The organism is Indolivaga capnocytophagoides, assembly GCF_036511535.1.
Lineage (GTDB): Bacteria > Bacteroidota > Bacteroidia > Bacteroidales > Dysgonomonadaceae > Dysgonomonas_A > Dysgonomonas_A capnocytophagoides.
In genome coordinates, this window is the sequence record NZ_AP028867.1 from 2,821,423 (window position 1) to 2,842,600 (window position 21,178).

Below are 21,178 nucleotides of genomic sequence, written 5' to 3' on the forward strand. Positions count from 1 at the left end.
TTTTTTATTTCTTAATAAAACCTTAAAACTCAAATCCGAGATTAATCGAATAAGTCCGTGGACGTGGATAGAATGAAACGTCTACACCATTAGGCACTTCGGGATCGACCCCACTATAATTGGTTATACAAAATACATTCTGAACCATTGCGCTCACATTAAGAGAACACCAGTTGGTGATGCGTCCGAAATTATATCCAAGAGAGAGGTTATCCATTTTCAGGAATGAAGCATTCTCTACATAATAATCTGATAAATACTGGCGGTTATTAAAGCCTGTCGACAAATAGCTTTTCGATAAATTATTCAATTGGTAAGAGTTGTAACTAACCGTACTCCAAGCTCCGCTATTCATAGCCATACCATTATATACATAGTTGCCTACATTAGCACGAAAACTCATTCCCAGATTCCATTTTTTATAGCGTAAAGATGTACTCAAACCGAATATAAAATCGGGGGCAGGTGAATGATAACGGTACAAGTCGCTCGAATTGATTACACCGTCATTATTAAGGTCTGCATAAGCACCTTCTATCGGTTTTCCTGTTTTGTCGTCATACAGCTGATGATATACATAAAACATATATGGCTCATATCCTTCTGTCAGTACCTGAAAGTTGTAGCTGTCGATTGTAGGCCCTACCAAAGTGTTGGTTGAAGCACCGCCTTTAACTACCGAAAGGTTTTTCACTTTCATTTTCTGCCATGTCATATTATAACTCACATCCCATGTAAGGTCTTTTGTTTCGATAGGAGTCGCATTTAATGAAAATTCTATACCATGGCTATCTACATTGCCGACATTCGTTAATATTTTTTTATTGAAGTTGGTTCCTGCAGCGGCAGGTACTGTAGCTAACAAATCTTTGGTCTGACGGGTATAAAAATCAAAACTACCGGTAATGCGGTCTTTGAGAAATCCAAAATCGAAACCAAAGTTCCACGAAGTTGTTGTTTCCCATTTCAGATCCGACACATATGCTTTAGGGCGGTATGAATAGTACCACTGATCGCCAAACTGCACTTGTGCTCCATCCTGACTATAAGTATATACCGGTAGATATTTGTAATTACCGATTCCTTCTTGCTGTCCTGTTATACCATAGCTGGCACGCAGTTTAAGATTACTCAATACCTTATTATCTCTCAAGAAAGATTCTTCGGTCATTCTCCAGCCTAAAGCTACGGATGGGAATGTACCCCAACGGTTATCCTTATTAAAACGAGAAGTTCCATCACGACGCACTGTAGCAGTCAACATATAACGCGAATCATACGAATAATTAACGCGGCCGTAATACGAAATCAAAGAGTGACGCTCGTCTTTTGCTGATATAGTTGTCTGTATTTCTCCCAAAGTATTCAATTCTGAATATAAGGGAGTAGTTGTTTTCCAGAACTGATAGTCATAACCGGCTGTTGCATCAAAATTACTTTTAATCGAAGAAAATACTTTATTATAATTAAAGTACGATGTCAATAGACGATTGGTGCTTTTTTGAGGGCCGTAAGTATAATCACGTCCCGATGTTGTATAATATTGAGCAGCTTCTGCCGGAACATATACCGAACCTTTACCTTCTGCATAATCATAACCTAAAGTTGTATGAAATTTAAGATCAGGCAGAAAGTGCATTTTATAATCTACATCTGCATTTGTGATCACACGTTTCACTTTACTTTGGGCATCGTATTGTTTTACCAAACCTTTAGGATTACGCACACCACCATTCACCGGATTATTAGTATTATCTATAGCTTCGTTATATCCGCCAAATGTTGCATCACCAGAGTATATCGGTAATGTAGGATTGAAAGTCGATGCAGCCCATATTGCATCACTATTTGCAAACTGGTTATTATTCAGAGAACCTTTTACATTGAAATTGAATTTCAGGTAATCGTTCAGGAATGAAGGAGAAAGAGACACACTGCTCGTATAACGTTCTGCATTATCGCGAAGCAGAAGTCCATTCTGATTGTAATATCCGAGTGATACACGTATCGGCATATTAGGAGTCACACGCCCTGCTATGCTTACATTATTATCTGTACCAAATACAGTGCGGAATATCTGATCGTTCCAATTGGTAGATGCATCGCCTAAAAGAGCTTTTTGGTCTGCTGTTCCGTTTGCATTTATAACATCGACAAACTGATTACGGCTCAGCATATCAGCCATCTTTGTACGGGTTTGAGTAGAGAATGTTGTATTAAAAGATACTTTAAGACCACTGTTAGTTCCTTTTTTGGTAGTAATGATAATTACACCGTTTGAAGCTCTCGAGCCATAGATTGCTGTAGATGATGCATCTTTAAGGATACTCATACTCTCTATATCAGAAGGGTTGATCAAACTAAGGAAGTTTCCTGTATTACCGCTGATACCTCCGCTTTCCAACGGCACACCATCTAATACAATAAGAGGGTCGTTACTGGCATTAAGCGAAGCACCACCACGAATACGGATTGTACTTCCGGCTGTAGGCGAACCGCTGTTGCTCATAATCTGTACTCCTGAAACCTTGCCATTGATAAGCTGTTCGGGAGAACTTACTCCAGCATTAAAGTCTTTGCTGCTCACATTACTTACCGAACCTGTAAGGTCACTTTTACGGATTGTACCGTAACCGATTACTACAACATCGGTCAGTGTATTGGACTGCGGCATCATCTTTACGTTGATAGTCGCACCGGTAACTGTTAAGGTTTGAGTCTCACAGCCCAGAAACGAAAAACGGATCTGATTCTTACCATCAGGAAGAGTTATTGTATAACGCCCGTCAATATCGGTAGTTACACCGACAGTAGTCTCGGGAACCACAACGGTTACACCGATCAAGGGCTCATTTGTTTCATCAGTAACAATTCCCGATACTTTTTTGGTCTGAGCATGTACCGCCAATGGTAATATCAGCAGTAATAACATCACCAAGAAAAGAGAACGAACTGGTTTATTACATTTTTTCATGGATGTAAAAATATTAAGTTAAAGGTATATTATACTAAATTTCGAAAATAGGTCTGAGACCTTTATTCCAGCCAAATACTATTTAATTGTAGCTCTGCCCCATCAGGTACAGACTGATCTGTTGACAACTCCAGAGTTTCTATTTTACGGACATCAAACACAATATCTGTATCTGGTGTGAAATATCTATCGAGAAATGTCGGATATGGAGCCGGCAAAATAGCCGTCTTTCCTAATTTCAAATCTTTCAACGGAATCCGGTATACCTGCTCACCTGCTGACAGAGAAATATTAGCAGAATAAGACAAACCGTCGGAAGTGATAAAACCCACATTCAGGTTATTGATTCTATCGGATTTTTTCACACTCACAAAAAGCTCTTTTGCATCAGCCAAAGCCGTTGGACGGGTAGAGACATTATCTTTGATGTATTTTTTCCAGTAGAAACAGGCATCAGTATCTTTTTTATTCAGTGTGAAAAGCAGTGAAGCGGGCTTTTGAAGATCTGAATTATCCAGTTGAGCCGAAATATAAGATGTCTCAGGAATTCCATACACCTCTATTCCACTGTATCCATCTGTTACTTTCACTAATTGCAAAGGGCTATCGGCAGATACAATATTTGTCTCCCAATAAGAGTTTTTGTAAAAATCCCAATCTAAAGGATCCCCCTCTACATTTGCCGGATAAGTATATTTTTTATCGTCTTTGCAGACAACTATATTATAACGCAACATATTGCCGGTTATCATTTCAGCCGGAATAACAGCATCATAGGTATATCCGTGAACCCTTTGCATCTTTACATAAGGATTTTTATCATTCCAGAATGAGACCTTATCGGTATAGATTATGACCGAATCAGGAAAAGAAGGACCAACAATCTGAGCCTCTATTTGTGATGACTTTCCTTTTTCTATTACTGAAGCAGGATTATGTACAACCGAAAAAGTCTTTGCACGTTCAGCCGGTGCGACATATTCTCCTAACAGGAAGTTTTTCCAAGCACTGCCGGCATTCCATTTATGAGAGGGAGAATAACCTGCTTTCGTTAAAAGATATACACCGGGAGCAACAGTAAAAGTACCGCCAAGGGCTGTTGCCGAAAAGTTATTTTCCCGATTGATTCCTTTGATTGAATAATCTGCACCCAGCGAAGGTAAGTTTACCGACATATTCCAGTTATTCCATGCAATAGTCACTACTTCTTTCTTTAATGATGGTTTTTCAAAAGGATCTTGTACCTGCACCGCATCAGGCATTACTTCGAGTCTCCAAACTCCATCTTCGAGTTTATCGAGAAAGTAAGCACCTGTTCCTTCATATTTTACGACTGGTGAATTTCCGTATCCGGCTATCTCCTGTAAATGATCAACAGACAAAGGTCTGGTATTCGTATTATTTGAATAGAAAAACTTATCATTCGAATTCAATTCACTCAAATCCTGAGCATAACTGACTCTGAATTTATCAAAAACCGTATCATTCGGATATTTAGGATACTTCTTATTCATTGGAACAGAATAAGCTACCTCAGCAGCGATTTTCATACTCAAGGCTTTATTAGGTGTATAAGCCAAATTCAGAAAATGTGTCTGATACTCGGTATTTGCCCATGCCATATCTATCGGATCATAAGCAAACTGAGTAATCCATTGAAAACCCTGAGACCTGAAGCTCCGAGTCATAGCCGGATACATATAAGAATAGGTAATATCAGCCGGATCGTATTCATAAACAGCTTTGGCTTTCTCGGCAAATCCTTTTGTATTAGAAAATGGTATACCATAATTATCTACAAAAGGGAGAAAATTACCTTTTCGGGTATGTCCGGCTACTAAGCCTATCGGATACCACTGATATGTTGTGCCTTTTATTGCCGTATTGAAATAAGCCCCAACATGACCCATATTGTGGCTCACATTATAAAAAACAGGTTTTTTATTTCCGGCTTTCTTTAAGGCTTCAAGCATCGAATTAATATACTCTTCCGTTTGTTTCGGCGTATCGGAATGACAGGGCTCGTTATTAATTTCGAAGCCTATTATATACGGATCATCTTTATACGATTTCTTGGTATATGGATTGACATGCTGAACAAACTGTCCGATATAATTTTTCTGAGCTTCAATAGCTGCGGGTGTACTATGTATTTTACATTTGTCGTACAGATAAGAAAATGCACCTGTATTGATATTTCTTTCGGGATAACCATTTCCGAAATTAGTCATGGTTGTGATCAATACCCTGATATTACGTTCCCTCAGTTTAGCTATTAAATAATCCAGCAGATCGAGATGATCATTTGGCAAAAGCTGTCCTTTTGCATCGGAGATTTCAACATCCCAAACGTGTATACGGTAAGCATTGAATCCCAAGCGGGCAAAGTGATAAACATCTTTATCGATGGCTTCTTTACGATCCTGACCAAGATAAGACATAGCTCTATAAGCATGCGCAAACGGAAGTGTATAATTCACTCCATAAAAAGAGGCTTCCTTATGACTGTCCGACCAGCGCATAACACCATCTTTACCTATATCAATAACAGGGATATTTTTTTCGTTTTGAGACGAGACTCCCATAAATGAGAGCAGGCAACAGAACGTTGCGATTGATTTTTTTAAAGTTGTATTCATGGTTTTCGGTTAAGGTCTCAGACTGTTTTACTGATTCAACAATCGAATCAATTTGCAATTCAAGATGAAGACAAATATACCGGACAACATGAAAAACAAACAGCACAAACTAGACGTATAAGAACACAAAACGGACACTACGCAGATTTAACCAATCTGCAAAAAGATGATATAACACTGACAATCAGCACCTAATTATTTTCGCTTAAAAATTGGCGGGGAGTTTTACCGAATTCAGCCTGAAAACATTTAGAGAAATAAGAGTGATTCGAAAATCCGACCATATACATTACTTCGGAGATCGTAAATTTGTTCTGACTTAACAATATCGCCGCTTTTTTGATGCGTATAGACCGGATATATTCAACAGGAGAGAGTCCTGTGAGAAGTTTTATTTTTCGATAGATTTGTTTCGAACCTACTCCAGACAAAGAACTAAGCGCACTAACATTCAGATCGGGATCAGCTATACGGTCCTCGACAATCTGAGTAATTGCCGATAAAAATTTTTCGTCCGGAGATGTAACCTCCATAATTTGAGGTGCTGCTATTGTCTCCATCCTTATTTTAGATTCCATCCGTTTGGATGTATTGAGAAGCTGTTCTACTTTAGAGCGAAGCATCTGAGGGTCAAAGGGCTTAGGCATGAATGCATCGACAGCAAGTTCAATGCTATCCAATTCGGTTCTTTTATCATCTTTCGCCGTCAGCAGAATAATCGGGATAGTAGATGTCGGAACATTTTTCCTGATATGGCGCACCATCTCCATACCATCCATAATAGGCATCATAACATCTGCAATAACCAACGCCGGATTAGTTCTTAAACACATATCCAGTCCTTGCTTTCCGTTATGAGCTATTTCGCACCGAAAACCATCAGACAAAGTCTGGCATATAAAATTGGCAATCTCGTTATTATCTTCGACAATAAGCACATATGGCAGATCGTCCAAAATTACGGAACGTTGTTCAATATCCGCAGCAGAATAATCGGAAACGGGTAGACCTACCGTTACAGATGTACCTTTATTCTCTACCGACTGGATCTTAATATATCCGTGATGCTGCTCGGTATATAATTTCACCAGATATAACCCGATACCTGTTCCTTCTTTATCTCCGGCAGTTTTAGACGACTGATAAAAACGTTCAAACACATAACGAACTTCATTTTCGGGAATGCCTATACCGGTATCCCTGACCTCAAGATCTACAAATCCCGATTCTTCATTATAAATAAGAGAGAGGTTAATCACTCCTTCGTCGGTGTATTTACAGGCATTTGTCAGCAAGTTATTGAGTACCGCTTCTATTTTAAGGACATCCACATCCATATAAATACGCTCTTTATTCGATGAGAATAAAAAGGAGAGTCCTTTATCTCTATATCCGTCTTCATATACCGAAAACAAGCTGCGGGCAAACTCTACAATTTCGACCCTCGATAGTATCTGTCCCGAACTTGTACTCTCCGAACGGTTGAAATCGATGATCTGCCTTATCAGTGAATTTATTTTTAATGCATTTTTCTGGATTACTTCCAGCTCTTTTTTCTTATGGCTGTCTTTTGTCTCGTGCAGCAGTTTACTCACAGGAGCAATGATCAAACTCAACGGAGTTTTAAACTCATGAGAAACATTGGTAAAAAAGTCCATCTTAAGATTAGTCAATTCTACCGTTTTCTCTTTTTCAATCCGCTCTATTCTGAGGTTGTTCCTTACCCTGAAGAAATTAATAATCCACATAATAAAACCCAATACCAAGAGAATATACACCGATTTAGCCCAAACAGTGTAATACCAAGGAGGAGTTATGTTTATATGGAATCGGAACATATTTTCCGAAGGCTTACCGTAAGCATCCAACTTACTGACAAGAAGGGTGTACCTTCCATATTCTAAGTTTGTATATGAAATACGGTTTGTATTTTGTTTGATTATATTCCATTTATCCTCTACCCCGTCCAGTTTATATACGAAAGAACTGATACTGCCTTCGGCAAACGACAAATCCGAAAAATCGAACAGGATATTGTTTTGGGTATAATCCAGATATATTTCATTTATATAACGGATATTGTTTCCATTGTGATTGTCTGCAGCATTATATAATTTATCGTTTACATAGATTGCAGTCAGAACAATAGGATTATCATTCACCTTCTTATTAAGTATTTCAGGTGAAAGTATCGTATATTCGTCTACTCCACCCATGTATATTTTATTGGTTTCCTTATCGAAGAACGAACAGGTAAATGCCTTATTTGCTATATCCAGTTTTTGAAGGCTGTACGACTTTTTATCAACTGCCCAGATACCATCAGTGGTCGATACCCAAATATTGTTATATACTTCGGTCATAGACAATATCTCGTTATTTCCGTATATATCGAATTTTATCGAATGGGTATTATTGGTTTTAGGATCAATATTGGTAAGCCCTCCTCTGTATCCTATCCAGATAGATCCTTCAGAATCTTTTATGAGGTAGTTAGGTACAACTTTATCATCTTTGTCGCCTAAATGTATTTTCGAGACAACTCCCGAACGGGCATCTATCTTATTTATTCCATTATTATGAAGCAGTACCCATACATTTCCGTAATGGTCGGAGAGAATCTGATTTACAAAGTTGCCGCTCAGTCCATTTTGCACCGAGTAATGTTTTTCCGCTACATAATTGCCCTGAGAGCTCAGTAGTTTTTCTTTATCCACAACAAATATCCCTCCCAAGCAGGTGGCTATCCAAAGTTGTTTTTTATCATCTTCAAAAATATAATATGCCCAGTTAGAGTTAAAAGCTTGTGTACTGTCCACAATACTGTAATTGACAAATTGCCTTTTCGAATAATCGAACCTGCTGATGCTGCCATCGGTCGCTATCCACAGATTATGATCTTTATCTTCATAAATATCACGTATGCGGTTGTGAGATATCGGATATTGACTATCCCCCATTCTATACCAGATAGCCGAAGCGGTTACTCCTTCTTTCGATTCAGGTTTAAAAATCAGTCCATTGGTTCCGCCGAACCAAAAATTACCCCGAGAATCCTTATATATAGAATGAAAGCGGTTGCCCTCTCCTATACCTGTCAACTGAGAGATACTTACAGTCTGATAATTGCGGTTATGATATGCCAGCGATATTCCATAATCAGTCCCCAGCCAGATATTTCCGGTACGGTCGGCAAAAATACTCCATATAATATTATTGCTCAAAGATTTACTGTTTCGTGAGTCATGTACTAAATGCTGAATGCGATCGTGTTGCTGATCATAAGTATACAATCCATTGTCTGTAGCCAATAAGAGTAATCCGTCATTGTCCATCGACAATGATTTTATCGAATTATCATGAAACTGATTAATATCAAACACTTTTTCAGATTGGGGATTGTATTTATACAATGCACCTTCGGTTCCAATCCAGATATGATCGTGCTTCTGATCTTCATACAACGAATTGATAAACTGATTGCTTCGTCTTCTATCTGCAGGCAGGTTTATCTTTTCGAATAAAGCCGAACCTGAGTCCAATTTACAAAATCCGTTATAAGTCCCCACATACAATGTATTATCCCGTGAAGTGATCAGCGAATAGATGGTTTTATGAGGCAATCCGGTTTTAGAACCTGTCGGTATTTCGATAAGCCGTTTCGCCGGTATATCGTATTTATATAATCCGTTAAGAGACCCTATCCACAGAGTATTACCCTGTTTAACCATGGCTCTCACATCCGTCAATGATCCTCCTAAATCGATAGGCTCATACCTGTCTGTTTTATAATTGAATCGGATTATTCCATTGTCTGTTCCAAGATACATATATGTACCATCATATATAAGGATGCAGTGAATCTGTGTATTTGAACGATCATTGTATATAAAATGAGACTGTGGAGAATACCCGTCGTAGCTAAACAATCCCTTGTTTGTTCCCATCCAGATAATGCCCTGATTATCCTGCGAAAAACAGTTGATAGTAGAGGCATCAGTGCTTAATACAATATTATTGAAATTCTGATAATTAACAGCCTGTCCCCAAATCGGCATTTTGGAGAAACTTATCAAAATCAACAATAAAAACAATCTATACATAACGGGAAAAGCAAGAGTTTCAACAAATATACTTCATCTGGCTAACATTACAATAAAGAAATGTATAGAACAAAAGATATTCAGTGTAAGCGTCCCGATTTTTATCTATAGGAAAAAGAGGCTTTCGGATCAGTCTCCGGTTAACATTGAAAAGGGAAAAGAGACACCGAAAAATATGCATTTTTGCTGTAACCTTTGTTACCTTTTTTATAGAACATGTAACCAATTAATTAACAAAAAATATTCGATGAGATGTTTCAAAATAATCATTCTCTATTACCTGTAAATTCATCAAAAACACTGATAAGATTCTGTTTTGATCAAATAAAGGTGCTTTATGATGGATTTGTGAACTATATCTGTAACAGGAATCTATAATTTTGAATTCCTCATTAAATCTTAAGATAAGTATGATAAAAAAGCAATTATTACTATTAATCATTACTCTAATACCATTATCTACTTGGGCGCAAACATCATTCGGACAGCCCGAAAAAATCAATGATAACTGGTTATTTACCCTAAGTGACCCAAAAGGAGCGGAAGCTGTAAGCTTCGACGACTCTCGCTGGCAGAAACTCGATCTCCCTCACGACTGGAGCGTAAAAGGTCAATTAAGCCCGACATTAGCCAGCGCTACCGGATATCTGCCCGGAGGTATAGGCTGGTATCGCAAAACATTAAATATTCCTACCGACAAAAAGGGAGAACAGGTATATCTTTACTTCGAAGGAGTATATAACCGAAGTGAAGTGTATATAAACGGGCATCTGCTGGGCAAACGTCCTAACGGCTATATTTCATTTATGTACGATGCAACTCCTTACATAAAGTATGGAGAGAAAAACTCTGTTTCGGTTCGTGTCGATCACAGCCAATCAGCCGATTCACGCTGGTATACCGGATCGGGCATCTACCGTAATGTATGGCTGGTATATTCAAATCCTATACATATTGCACAATGGGGTGTTTATACATACCCTAAACAAGCCTCGGCTAAACAAGGCGTGTTGGCAGTAGAAGTGGAAATCAATAATACAGAATCTAAAGCAGCTCAACTGACAGTAACCAATGAACTGATAGCAGCTAATGGAAAAACAGTAGCTAAAAGTTCTCAGAAAGTACAAGCAGCTAATAATCAAACAACATCTGTTCAGGTTGACCTAAAAGTATCCAATCCTCAATTATGGAGTCTGTCTTCACCTGGTTTATATAAATTGCGGACTAGTGTTATAAAAGACGGCAAAACGATAGATTCATCAGAAACAACAACCGGATTCAGATCTTTCACTTTCGACCCCAATAAAGGATTCGCTTTAAACGGAGAGTGGATGAAAATGAAAGGAGTATGTCTTCACCATGATGCAGGAGTATTAGGTTCGGCAGTCCCTCGTGATGTATGGAAAAGACGCTTATTGACATTAAAAGAAATCGGAGTGAATGCCATCCGTACAAGTCATAATCCTCAGGCTCCTGACTTATATGAACTTTGTGATGAGTTAGGATTACTTGTTCTGAACGAAGCTTTTGACGAATGGGAATTTCCAAAGCGCAAATGGCTGCAAGGCTGGAATCAGGGTACACCGGGATTTGAAGGATCATTCGACTTCTTCGAAGAATGGGGTGAAAAAGACCTTGAAGATATGGTTCGGCGCGACCGCAATCACCTCTCTGTATTCGCTTGGAGTATAGGCAATGAGGTTGATTATCCTAATGATCCGTATTCCCATCCTGTATTGGACGGAAAAACCGAAAGCGGATTTACTCAGGCAATGTACGGCGGCTACAAAAAGGATGCTCCTGATGCAATGCGTTTGGGCGGTATAGCTAAACGATTGGTCGCTGCAGTAAAAAAATACGATAAATCTCGTCCTACAACAGCCGGACTTGCAGGTGTTGCGATGTCTAACGAAACCGAATATCCGGGGGCTCTTGATATAGCAGGATACAATTATACAGAAAGCAAGTATGCAGAAGATCACAAGACCTATCCAAACAGGGTAATATACGGCAGTGAGAACCGCCACGAATTAGGAGCATGGAAATATGTAAGAGACAATGAGTACATCTTCGGACAATTCCTTTGGACAGGTATCGATTACTTAGGCGAATCGGGCAGATGGCCATCAAGAGGATTCTACTCGGGATTACTCGACTTTGGCGGATTTATTAAACCCAGAGGATATTTCCGTCAGTCTTTATGGTCAGACAAGCCTATGGCATATCTTGGTACATATCCTACACCCGGACGCGGAAGCAAAAGCCAGATGAAAGACGTATGGTCTGCTCTGGACGCCGAAAACGAAGGTGGAAGCTATGAAGAAAAGAGCCCATCAATGGATGCTTGGCCTATATGGAATTACTCCGAAGGGCAATCAATTCGTGTGGTGTGCTATACAAATGCTGCAAAAGCCCGTCTTGAATTGAACGGAGAGATCGTTGGTGAGACCAAAGACTATGATGATAATACAGGCATTATATATTGGGACATCCCTTATCAAGCGGGAAAGCTTGAAGCTGTAGGCTTGGATAAAAACGGATCGGAAGTATCCCGGTATGCTATTCAATCATCAAATCAGCCATATGCACTAACCATTCAACAATCCGAAACCTCAATCAGCAAAGACAAAGGATTAGCTCAGATAGTGGTACAGGTTGTGGATGAACATGGTATACCTGTAATGCTGTCAGACAACGAAATTACATGTCAGATCTCTGGCCCTGCAAAGTTATTAGGACTTGAGGCAAGTAATAATGAAGACATGAGCGACTATACCGACAACAAGCAACGAGTATTCCATGGTCATATATTAGCTTATATACAAGCTAATGGAACGGAAGGACAAATAAGAGTACGCTTTACTTCTCCATGGTTGAAGCCTGTAGAAACGGTAATCAACATAAAGTAAGCCCCTGTAAATATTATAAAAAACCCGCTCATTGAAATTACAATGAGCGGGTTTTCTATTAGTTCTTTCCTAACAACACATTTACTGCTTTCTCCAATTGGAGGTCACGCCCCTGTAAAGATGAAGCAGGATCATTATACACCTCAATATCCGGTTGCAGTTCTTGATTTTCGAGATAGTTTCCTCTCATATCTTTCACTGCCACTTGAGGCACACCGAATACCAAGCTCGGATCTATCTGTCTTTCCCACCAAACAGCGGTCATTGTTCCGGGAACGGGAGCTCCGATCAACTTTCCGACTTTCAACTCCTTGTATAGCCATGGGAAACCATGAGCATTGGAGTAGTTGTCCTCACACATCAGTACAACCGATGGTTTTAACCACTTATTATAAGGATCACTTCCGATGTATTGCCCGCGGGGTTCGAATCGTTGGTACTCTTTTCCGCTTAACAATGTTACCAAATCATCATGCAGCCATCCACCGCCATTGTGGCGTGTATCAATCACTACAGCCTCTTTATTACGGTACCGACCAAGCAAATCAGAATACACTTCCCTGAAACTGTCGCTGTTCATTCCTCTCACATGAACATATCCGATGCGGCCACCCGACAGTTTATCAACAATTTCGCGGCGTTGCTCAACCCAACGTTTATATAATAGGTCTGATTGCTCCCCTGCCGATATCGGTTTTACCCATATTTCAGAATCTTTCGCAGATGGAGTCACCTTATAAGTCAACAAAACTTTTTTACCAACCTTACCTGCAAGCAATGGAAAATAATCCTGACCTTTTTCTATCGGCTGATTATCTATTTTCAAGATAATAGACCCACTGGTTATTTTAGATGAAGCAATCGTCAAAGGTCCTTGCTTGATCACTTCGGAGACTTTCAATCCTTCTCCGTCATACGCTGTATCAAAGTAAGCCCCCAAGTAAGCAGTCTGCATCGGTGCAGCAGGTGCATAATACCTTGCTCCGGTATGAGAACCATTCAACTCTCCTAACATTTCGGACAACATCTCTGAAAAATCATAATTGTTAGAAATGTGAGGTAAGAATCGTTCATAAGTCTTCTTGTAAGTATCCCAATCCACACCATGCAGATCAGTTACATAAAATTTGTCCTTGATCTGTCTCCAAACGTGCTCAAATATATAAGCTCTTTCGGATTCGGGTTGATATTCGAACTGTGCATTGATCTTAATAGGAGTAACAGTTCCTTTTTCCATATCTATCTTTTGCAGTTTATCTCCTGCCAACAGTAAGATATTCTTCTCAATACTGTCTGTCTGTAAGCGTCCGGCACCGGCTCCTTTCAGTAAAACCTTAGACGACTTGTCTTTCAGATCATATACCCAAAGATCATAATCCTTCTCAAATCTCGACAGATAATACAGTTTATCACCTTTTTTATTCAGTAAGGCATCTGCAATAGAAGACGAATTAGGAGTCAAACGGATAACCCGGTCTTTGCTGTTTTCGAAGTCGAAAGTCAAAGGTTTTACATCTTTGCTCTTCTTGTCATCTGCGGGTTTATCGTCTTTTTTACCCTTCTTGTCCTTTTTATCCTTATCAGCTTTGGCTTTATCGTCATCTTTCTTTTTCTTATCTTTTTTCTCCTGATCTTCTAATTGAGCCAACTCTTCCTTATCCATCCGGAATTTATCATAAGCCTCATTATCGAAGAACATGATATAGGCATCCATATAAGCACCCCAGCTTCCATGACTGCGGTATCCGGCTCTGTCAGAAAACCAAAGCATCGCTTTTCCATCCTGAACAAAACGTCCGTTGGCATCAGTATATCCACTTTCAGTCAAGTCTTTTACCTCTCCACTTCCATCAGCTTTCACCAGAGCCATATCAATACTGTTCCATCCACCGATACCGATATACTCTGTCATGATCCACTTACTATCTGGAGACCATTGATACCACTGATCACCATCGGAATACGAATAATTGAATTTGCCATCCAACACAGTCCTCTCCTTACGGCTGGCTAGATTCAACACTTTGAGTGTTGTACGGTTTTCAAGAAAAGCAATTTCTTTTCCATCGGGCGAATATAGTGGTTGAAACGAAGCTTTATCCGATTTGGTCAACTGTTCTTCTTTAAATTCTTTCGCATACACAAACGAAGCATCTTCCTTACGGCTCAATGTTGTCTGGTAAATATTCCATACACCACCTCTTTCTGCCGCATACAACACAGATCGTCCATCCGGGCTAAATGAGACATTGCGCTCTTGATCGGGCGTACTGGTTATTCGTTTAGTAGTTCCATACTCTACAGACGAAACAAAAACATCTCCACGTATGATGAAAGCCACTTCTTTTCCGCTGGGAGAAACAGCCATTTCCTGGGCACCATTCGAAAAATTGATATATTTCAGCTTATTTTCCTGATTATCCGTTACAATCCTTATATCCACTTTGGACGGTTGTCCACCCTCTTTCATTGTATATATTTCTCCATCGTAAGAGAAACAAAGTAAACCTTGTTTACTCGAACTCAAAAAACGGACAGGATTATTGCTGAAAGATGTCAACTGAGTATCTTTAGATGTTGAAAGGTCTCGTTTATATACATTAAATGAGCCATTTTGCTCACTCAAATAATAGAACGACTGACCAGTGGCATTCCATACAGGATTGCGGTCTTCGCCTCTGAATGTGGTTATTTTTTGATAAGCACGGTCTTTTCCGAGCTGACACAGCCATATATCTCTGGTTATAGACGATTGATGACGCTTACGGAAAGGATCTTCATATCCTTTCTTATCCTGATACAAAAGCGATTTTCCATCCGGAGCTATGGAGATTTCTTCCATTGTCAGAGATGAAAACATCTGCGGTCTTCCGCCACTTACACTTACTTCATAAATCTGAGGAAATTGTCCCGAAGGAAATTGACTGTCTTTATCGTCCTGTAATACATTAGCTGTATAAAGCACATGTGCTGCATCCTTAAATACGATAGGATATTCGGCAGCGGAATTTGAAGTCAGACGGATAGGTGTTCCACCTTCGGACGAAACCAGAAATACATCGAAACTCCCTTCCCTATCGGAAGCAAAAGCAATGCTCTTCCCATCAGGCGACCACACCGGACGTGTGTCCTGCGCAGGATGTGTTGTCAACTGTAATGCACGCCCACCACCGACGGCAACCTTATAAATATCACCTTTGTAAGAAAAGGCAATGTAATTTCCATCGGGAGATATAGAACAATATCTCATCCACAATGGAGATTCCTGAGCCTTAGCTGTTGCTCCGAACAACAGCATAAAAGCCATAAATAAGTAATACTTCATAAATTAAGTCTTATAAATGATGCAAATCTGTATTTGAAAGGTTTCTCTGTTAGTTTTAAGCCACTTCTTAATGCGGGACAATTCCAAGCTACACGAAAAGGTAACAAAAGTGACACCGAAACAAATCATTTGCTCCTGTTACTTTATCCCAGCCATTTAGAGGACGCTTTTTCAACAAGAAGGTCTGTGACCCTAAAAGAACTCCTTATCTATAGATAAAAATACAAAGGGATCTATACCCTCAATTACACAAAAATAACAATATGCTATTTATAAGACGTCAAAATACTAATAAATGTTACAAATTTATTTTTCAGTATTACTTTCTGAGCTATCATTGAATCGTTTCATATTCACCCTGCGATGTTTTACTCCTATATGAAACGTAGGTATTTCAAAAATCTTTCCTGCCTGAACAGTAAAACTTTGCTCGGGTTGTTCACAAAAAGTATTCTGTTCGAGTGAATTCTGATCGAGAACTATTTTATAATCACCCGTTGGTAAGAAAGCAAGAAAAGCACCGTCGTCATTCGTTACCGGTCTTTGGACAACCTCATTCTCGGCATTGATAATACGAAATCTTATATTGCTGTATTTCAGGATCATTTCGGCTGTTGTTTTTTTGTCGAAATCATAAATAATTTTTCCCGAAACAGTTCCGGTCTGCTGCAAAGGAATCTGTATCTTGGTGTTGTATTTGGAAACAACCAAAGGCTGTCCTTTATAAAACCACCCTCTCCTTGATACCGGTTTTATCTCATATGCACCGAAAGGAACCTGCGAATAGACAAATTCTCCGTTCTCATCCGAAAGGAACGCAATATTATTGATAACAAAATCGAAGCCCGAAGCAGGTTCATCTCCCTTATCATATATGTTGTTTGCATTCTTATCATAGTACACAAACACCGATACTTTACTTTTCCGGCGGGTCGAGACATTCGATTCGGGTAAATGCACCGAAACACCCGCTTCTATATTATATATATTAGAGCTGAACTGGTTACTAAGACTATAATGATACAACGAAGAGTTTAAAAACAACGAATAAGTCCTTTTCGGATTGTATTTTACATTCATAAATACCGAAGGAGATTTGCCCATTAGCGGATCTTTGCTGTATGTAGTACCACCGCTTACTTCGTATTTATTGTCCTTGAATGTTTTATAAATATTGGCAGAGAGAAACACACGGTTAAACTCCTTTTCCTTATCACTGTTCAGAGCATATTCCGAGATATAATAACTGCCTTTCTGATAAGAAGCTGTAACATTAAGCCATTTATAAGAATAAATAGCACTGGCCTTCATCTGAAAGTCATAACCGTCTTGCTGCGGATATTTTACCAAACCGTTTTCAAATATAGAGGTCAGTGTATGTTTCAGATTCGGACTCAGCCATGTCAGACGTTCAACCAATCGGTTGGCAGACATATTCACAGTCGATTTAGCATCTATTGGGGCAAAATATAAGTAATAAGAATTTGATCTCTCAAACTGATTTTGATAAGCGATACTTGCCGAAACGGATTTGAATGCAGGCAGACGAAGTTCTAATTCTCCGTTTACATTACGGTAAGTACTATTGATGGTGTTCAGAAAATATCTCGGAGAATAATCCGAATACATCAGATTTGACCTCAGGCTAAACCCTTTCCCCACCCCTTTTGTGACAGACTGTTGGGCAGAAATAACACCTCTTCTTGTTCCCGGAAAATATGCCGAGCTATAATAATATGCTCCGCTTAACTCCAAATCACGGGTATGTCCGCTATATTGAAAATCAACAGCTCCTGAAGTTTTAAACTCGTCCAGCTTTCCGTAATTACCGGTAGCTCCGGAGACCTTCAAGCGCGTATACCATGTATTATTGATAAGCCAGCGCATCTCTGTTGCAATCACATTGTATTGAGCACCGTCAAAAGTATTGTCCTGATAAATATAAGATGCATAAAACTGCCGTTTTGCATTTACCGCTCCCAATTGTCCTGTCACAAAAAAGCTGCCGACTTGTTTAAATAATGGATCGGATGAAAAAAGATTGAACATTCCGTCAACAACCCCCACCTGAAGTCGTTTGCTCTGACCTTCATTAGAGAGAACCATTTTTGCACCTCTCCCGAATAACGACAGGTCAAGCGATTCACTTATATTACCAACAGTCAATTCATTTCTGTTCAATCGATAAGTCAATGCTGTATTTGTGGCAATTACCTGATTTCCCTGCGATAAGTTACTATACATATTCCCTTGCAGGGACAAACTACCTGCCGGCAGATTGAAATCGGTTTTTCCTTGCAGCTGGAATACGTCACTCGAATTGCCATACCTCCGATACGTAGCCGTAATGGTATTTTTCTGATTTGAGGAAAACGCTCCGAAATCATAAGACGCATCTTCAAACTTTCGGGAAGACAATACATTCTGGATCGTAACCGAGCCGTTTCCGAATATTTCTTTATCCCGCCCTCTCATTCCTACAACATTAACCACAAAGCGGTCTTTCTCCAATAACTTTTTGGATGTCATAAAATTGAATTCGAACACATGCTGTTCCATCGGAGCAATGGTTGCTTTTTTCTCTATAAAATTGATTTGTCCCGTAAGATCGGGAATACTAAAAACGAGTGTTACTTTCTGTGATTTGTTACCGCGATTGCCAACAATAGCTTTCACTCTGACCGAATCGTTCGGATCAACCACCAGTATATTTGTATTACCGAGAACCAGATTCAACTGTATTTTTTCGTCCACAACAAAAGAAGAAACCTGTTCGGCTAAAACAGAACCGTCTTTATCACTCAAGCTGAACTTTATGGATGATGCTCCCGCCTCAACACCGCTGCGTATAATAAATCTGACGGGAAGAAACAAACTATCGGAAGGATTTAATTCGATAGATTCCGAATTTCCGGCTATCGCTCTGAGTGATTCCGGAACTTCGAGATTTAACACGCCCGAAAAAGGTTTATTGGACGTATTCTTAAATTTAACAACTGTACTGAAAACTCCTTGCCGGGAAGCCGGCTGCAGTTTTTTCTGGACAACCATTGCTACTCCTTCTTTATTTTCCTGCGAAAAAACAGAAAAAGAAGTCATAAACAAAATTAGCAACAGTAAATATTTACTCCAGCATTTATAAGTCATTCTATATATCATATCTGCTATGCTCTCTGCATAGAATAAAGATGTGAGTATCTCTAATTAAGCAACAGAAGGTATTTAATAATGCTTTTAAAAGCGATAACAATCTGATGCATTTATACTTGCAAGTCAACAAAAGATCTGAGACCTTAATAACAATAAAGGGATCTACGCCGCCCTTACTTCGGAGTTATTTCATACAACAGAGTTGTACTGTATTCTGCCATAACCGCTTCTATCAGCTGATTATCGGCAGGCGATGTCCAATATTGGATATCGTAATAACTCTGTGCATTTTTGGTTGAAGGTCCGTCCGCTATAATCTGCGATGTGTTCGAAAGTTCAATTGTACTGACCGAGGCCGAATTAGAACCAACCGGCACTAAATGCATCTTCACTACATTCAGAGGTAAAGTACTCCCTTTATCCGATACAAACTGAGGAGATACCGACCGTAGTGATATCTGGTAAGGTACATTCGTAATCACATTCAACCCGCTCGAATATACAACCTTTACTCCACTTGCATAATCAGCAAGAGATTTCATTTCCAGAAAACCTTTCTGAGCTTCGCTCGATATACGGATCGAATAGGTATTCTCTTCGATAGGGCTATCCGTCAACTTAAATACATCTATCTGATAGGTTTGCTGATACGATCCTATAAGCTCATTATTACTGCCGTATGCCCTGAATGTAAGAGCAAGCCAGTATGTCTTTTGATTGTATCCGCCTTGCAGATCTTTCAGATAAGCACCGGGCAGTACCTGAATGTTGTAATGCAATTGAAGGTCGTAATACGAATTGTATGCCGAAACATTATATAACGGGGCATTGGAACGGGGAACCAAATACACCTCGCTGCTCCCGTTAAGAGGGACAATAGAAGGCATACCTATCTCCGAAATAGTAGGAATAGCCTTAGGCTGTGCCTGCCCTACCGTGTTGATCGGGATAAATGCAATCTTATCCGATGGAAATTCGGCTGTACCATCGGTTGATTTAATCGGAGTCTGTACGCTTACCGACAGTTTCCAGTTCGAAATATTCAAGTTTGTGCCACTATAGGTAAATCTTGTAACCATCGCATCTGAAGCAGTATATCCCTGATACGAATTGACGCTCATATAATTAGAGCTCCATGTCGAGAAAGATAATTGCGCCTTGATGGATTGAAGGCAGGTACAAACTATTACCGATATAAAAAAAAGTTTATTCATATACAAAGTCTAATTCAGCAGCTTCAATATTGTTCTCATCTCCATAATCGATAAGTACGGTTGCAGTATAGTTCCCTTTCTCTAATTTATCAGGCATTTTTATATATACCTTCCGATGATCCATCGGCATAGAATAAAAGATCATATTCTCCAGATGAATTTCTTTGCCCAGACTTTTATTGAACAGGTCGATAGAAATATCCCCATCAGTCCATACGTTCCCCTCATTATTGAATACCAGAAGTATACGATTGTCGCTTTTCTCAAAAGACAGGTTCTGTACATCAATTTTTCGTTCGCGGGGAGTTGTTGTCCTATGAAACAACTTTATTCCGGATCTCACGCTGACTTTAATATTCGCCCCATCTTTATCAACATCATCCACAGGGTTCATCTGCGTTACGTAAAGCATCGCTGTATGCACCGGCACATCAGATGTTAATCCGGCCGGAGCTGTTATACTAATATCTATAGCCTTGCTTTCGCCGGGCTTTAAAGACAAATATGAATTTCCGTTCAAGTTAACCCAACTCGCACACGAGTTAGCCAGAGTATCAGCCTGATAAATCATATTTTCACCAAGATCATTATATTGCCAGTCGGCAAGAGTAACAGCCAGCTCCAATACAGTTTTGGCACTAACATTAGTCACTACAACCTGCTCCGTTTGCGTTTGTCCCGGATCAGCTTCAAAATAAAGTCTCGGAGGAGATACAGATATACCGGTTTGAGCATATCCGGCAATAGCCAATATCAATAGCCCAACTGTTAAAACAATCTTGTTTTTCATACAATTTTTCTTATAAAACAAAGAAGAGTATATAGTGTTCACTATAAGACTCTTCTTTTTCAGGCACTAAAGCC

The 21,178-nt window shown here is 39.4% G+C and carries 8 protein-coding genes; 1 reads left to right on the forward strand and 7 read right to left on the reverse strand.

Annotated features, from left to right (window positions below; genetic code table 11):
- Positions 1-22 precede the first annotated feature (22 nt).
- From AABJ51_RS11365 to AABJ51_RS11375, 3 genes are all read right to left on the reverse strand, one after another.
- Positions 23-2,974: a SusC/RagA family TonB-linked outer membrane protein gene (locus AABJ51_RS11365; protein WP_434533703.1), complete on the reverse strand. Its 2,952-nt coding sequence runs from the start codon at positions 2,972-2,974 to the stop codon at positions 23-25.
- A gap of 62 nt (positions 2,975-3,036) precedes the next feature.
- The gene (locus AABJ51_RS11370; protein WP_035331864.1) at positions 3,037-5,613 is read right to left on the reverse strand and encodes a cellulase family glycosylhydrolase; all 2,577 of its coding nucleotides are present in this window, start codon (positions 5,611-5,613) and stop codon (positions 3,037-3,039) included.
- A gap of 191 nt (positions 5,614-5,804) precedes the next feature.
- Positions 5,805-9,671 (reverse strand): hybrid sensor histidine kinase/response regulator transcription factor, encoded by a 3,867-nt coding sequence (locus AABJ51_RS11375; RefSeq protein WP_338372656.1) that lies wholly within the window; start codon positions 9,669-9,671, stop codon positions 5,805-5,807.
- A 455-nt stretch (positions 9,672-10,126) separates the two neighbouring features.
- Here AABJ51_RS11375 and AABJ51_RS11380 point away from each other — a divergent pair, with 455 nt between their 5' ends.
- Positions 10,127-12,625: a glycoside hydrolase family 2 TIM barrel-domain containing protein gene (locus AABJ51_RS11380; RefSeq protein WP_338372658.1), complete on the forward strand. Its 2,499-nt coding sequence runs from the start codon at positions 10,127-10,129 to the stop codon at positions 12,623-12,625.
- Positions 12,626-12,683: 58 nt separating this feature from the next.
- On the opposite strand, the gene AABJ51_RS11385 is transcribed toward AABJ51_RS11380, so the two are convergent.
- From AABJ51_RS11385 to AABJ51_RS11400, 4 genes are all read right to left on the reverse strand, one after another.
- Positions 12,684-15,950: a S41 family peptidase gene (locus AABJ51_RS11385; protein WP_338372660.1), complete on the reverse strand. Its 3,267-nt coding sequence runs from the start codon at positions 15,948-15,950 to the stop codon at positions 12,684-12,686.
- A gap of 306 nt (positions 15,951-16,256) precedes the next feature.
- Positions 16,257-19,049 (reverse strand): hypothetical protein, encoded by a 2,793-nt coding sequence (locus AABJ51_RS11390; protein WP_338372662.1) that lies wholly within the window; start codon positions 19,047-19,049, stop codon positions 16,257-16,259.
- A gap of 224 nt (positions 19,050-19,273) precedes the next feature.
- Positions 19,274-20,314, reverse strand: a complete 1,041-nt coding sequence (locus AABJ51_RS11395) for a hypothetical protein (RefSeq protein WP_026626815.1) — start codon at positions 20,312-20,314, stop codon at positions 19,274-19,276.
- Positions 20,307-21,104, reverse strand: a complete 798-nt coding sequence (locus AABJ51_RS11400; protein ID WP_134436169.1) for a fimbrial biogenesis chaperone — start codon at positions 21,102-21,104, stop codon at positions 20,307-20,309. Before AABJ51_RS11400 ends, AABJ51_RS11395 begins: the two co-directional genes overlap by 8 nt.
- Positions 21,105-21,178 lie beyond the last annotated feature (74 nt).

Excerpts from the sequence above, each read along its gene's own strand:
- AABJ51_RS11365 (WP_434533703.1), bottom strand. The coding sequence starts at position 2,974 with ATGAAAAAATGTAATAAACCAGTTCGTTCTCTTTTCTTGGTGATGTTA.
- AABJ51_RS11370 (WP_035331864.1), bottom strand. The coding sequence starts at position 5,613 with ATGAATACAACTTTAAAAAAATCAATCGCAACGTTCTGTTGCCTGCTC.
- AABJ51_RS11375 (WP_338372656.1), bottom strand. The coding sequence starts at position 9,671 with ATGCCGATTTGGGGACAGGCTGTTAATTATCAGAATTTCAATAATATT.
- AABJ51_RS11380 (WP_338372658.1), top strand. The coding sequence starts at position 10,127 with ATGATAAAAAAGCAATTATTACTATTAATCATTACTCTAATACCATTA.
- AABJ51_RS11385 (WP_338372660.1), bottom strand. The coding sequence starts at position 15,950 with ATGAAGTATTACTTATTTATGGCTTTTATGCTGTTGTTCGGAGCAACA.
- AABJ51_RS11390 (WP_338372662.1), bottom strand. The coding sequence starts at position 19,049 with ATGACTTCTTTTTCTGTTTTTTCGCAGGAAAATAAAGAAGGAGTAGCA.
- AABJ51_RS11395 (WP_026626815.1), bottom strand. The coding sequence starts at position 20,314 with ATGAATAAACTTTTTTTTATATCGGTAATAGTTTGTACCTGCCTTCAA.
- AABJ51_RS11400 (WP_134436169.1), bottom strand. The coding sequence starts at position 21,104 with ATGAAAAACAAGATTGTTTTAACAGTTGGGCTATTGATATTGGCTATT.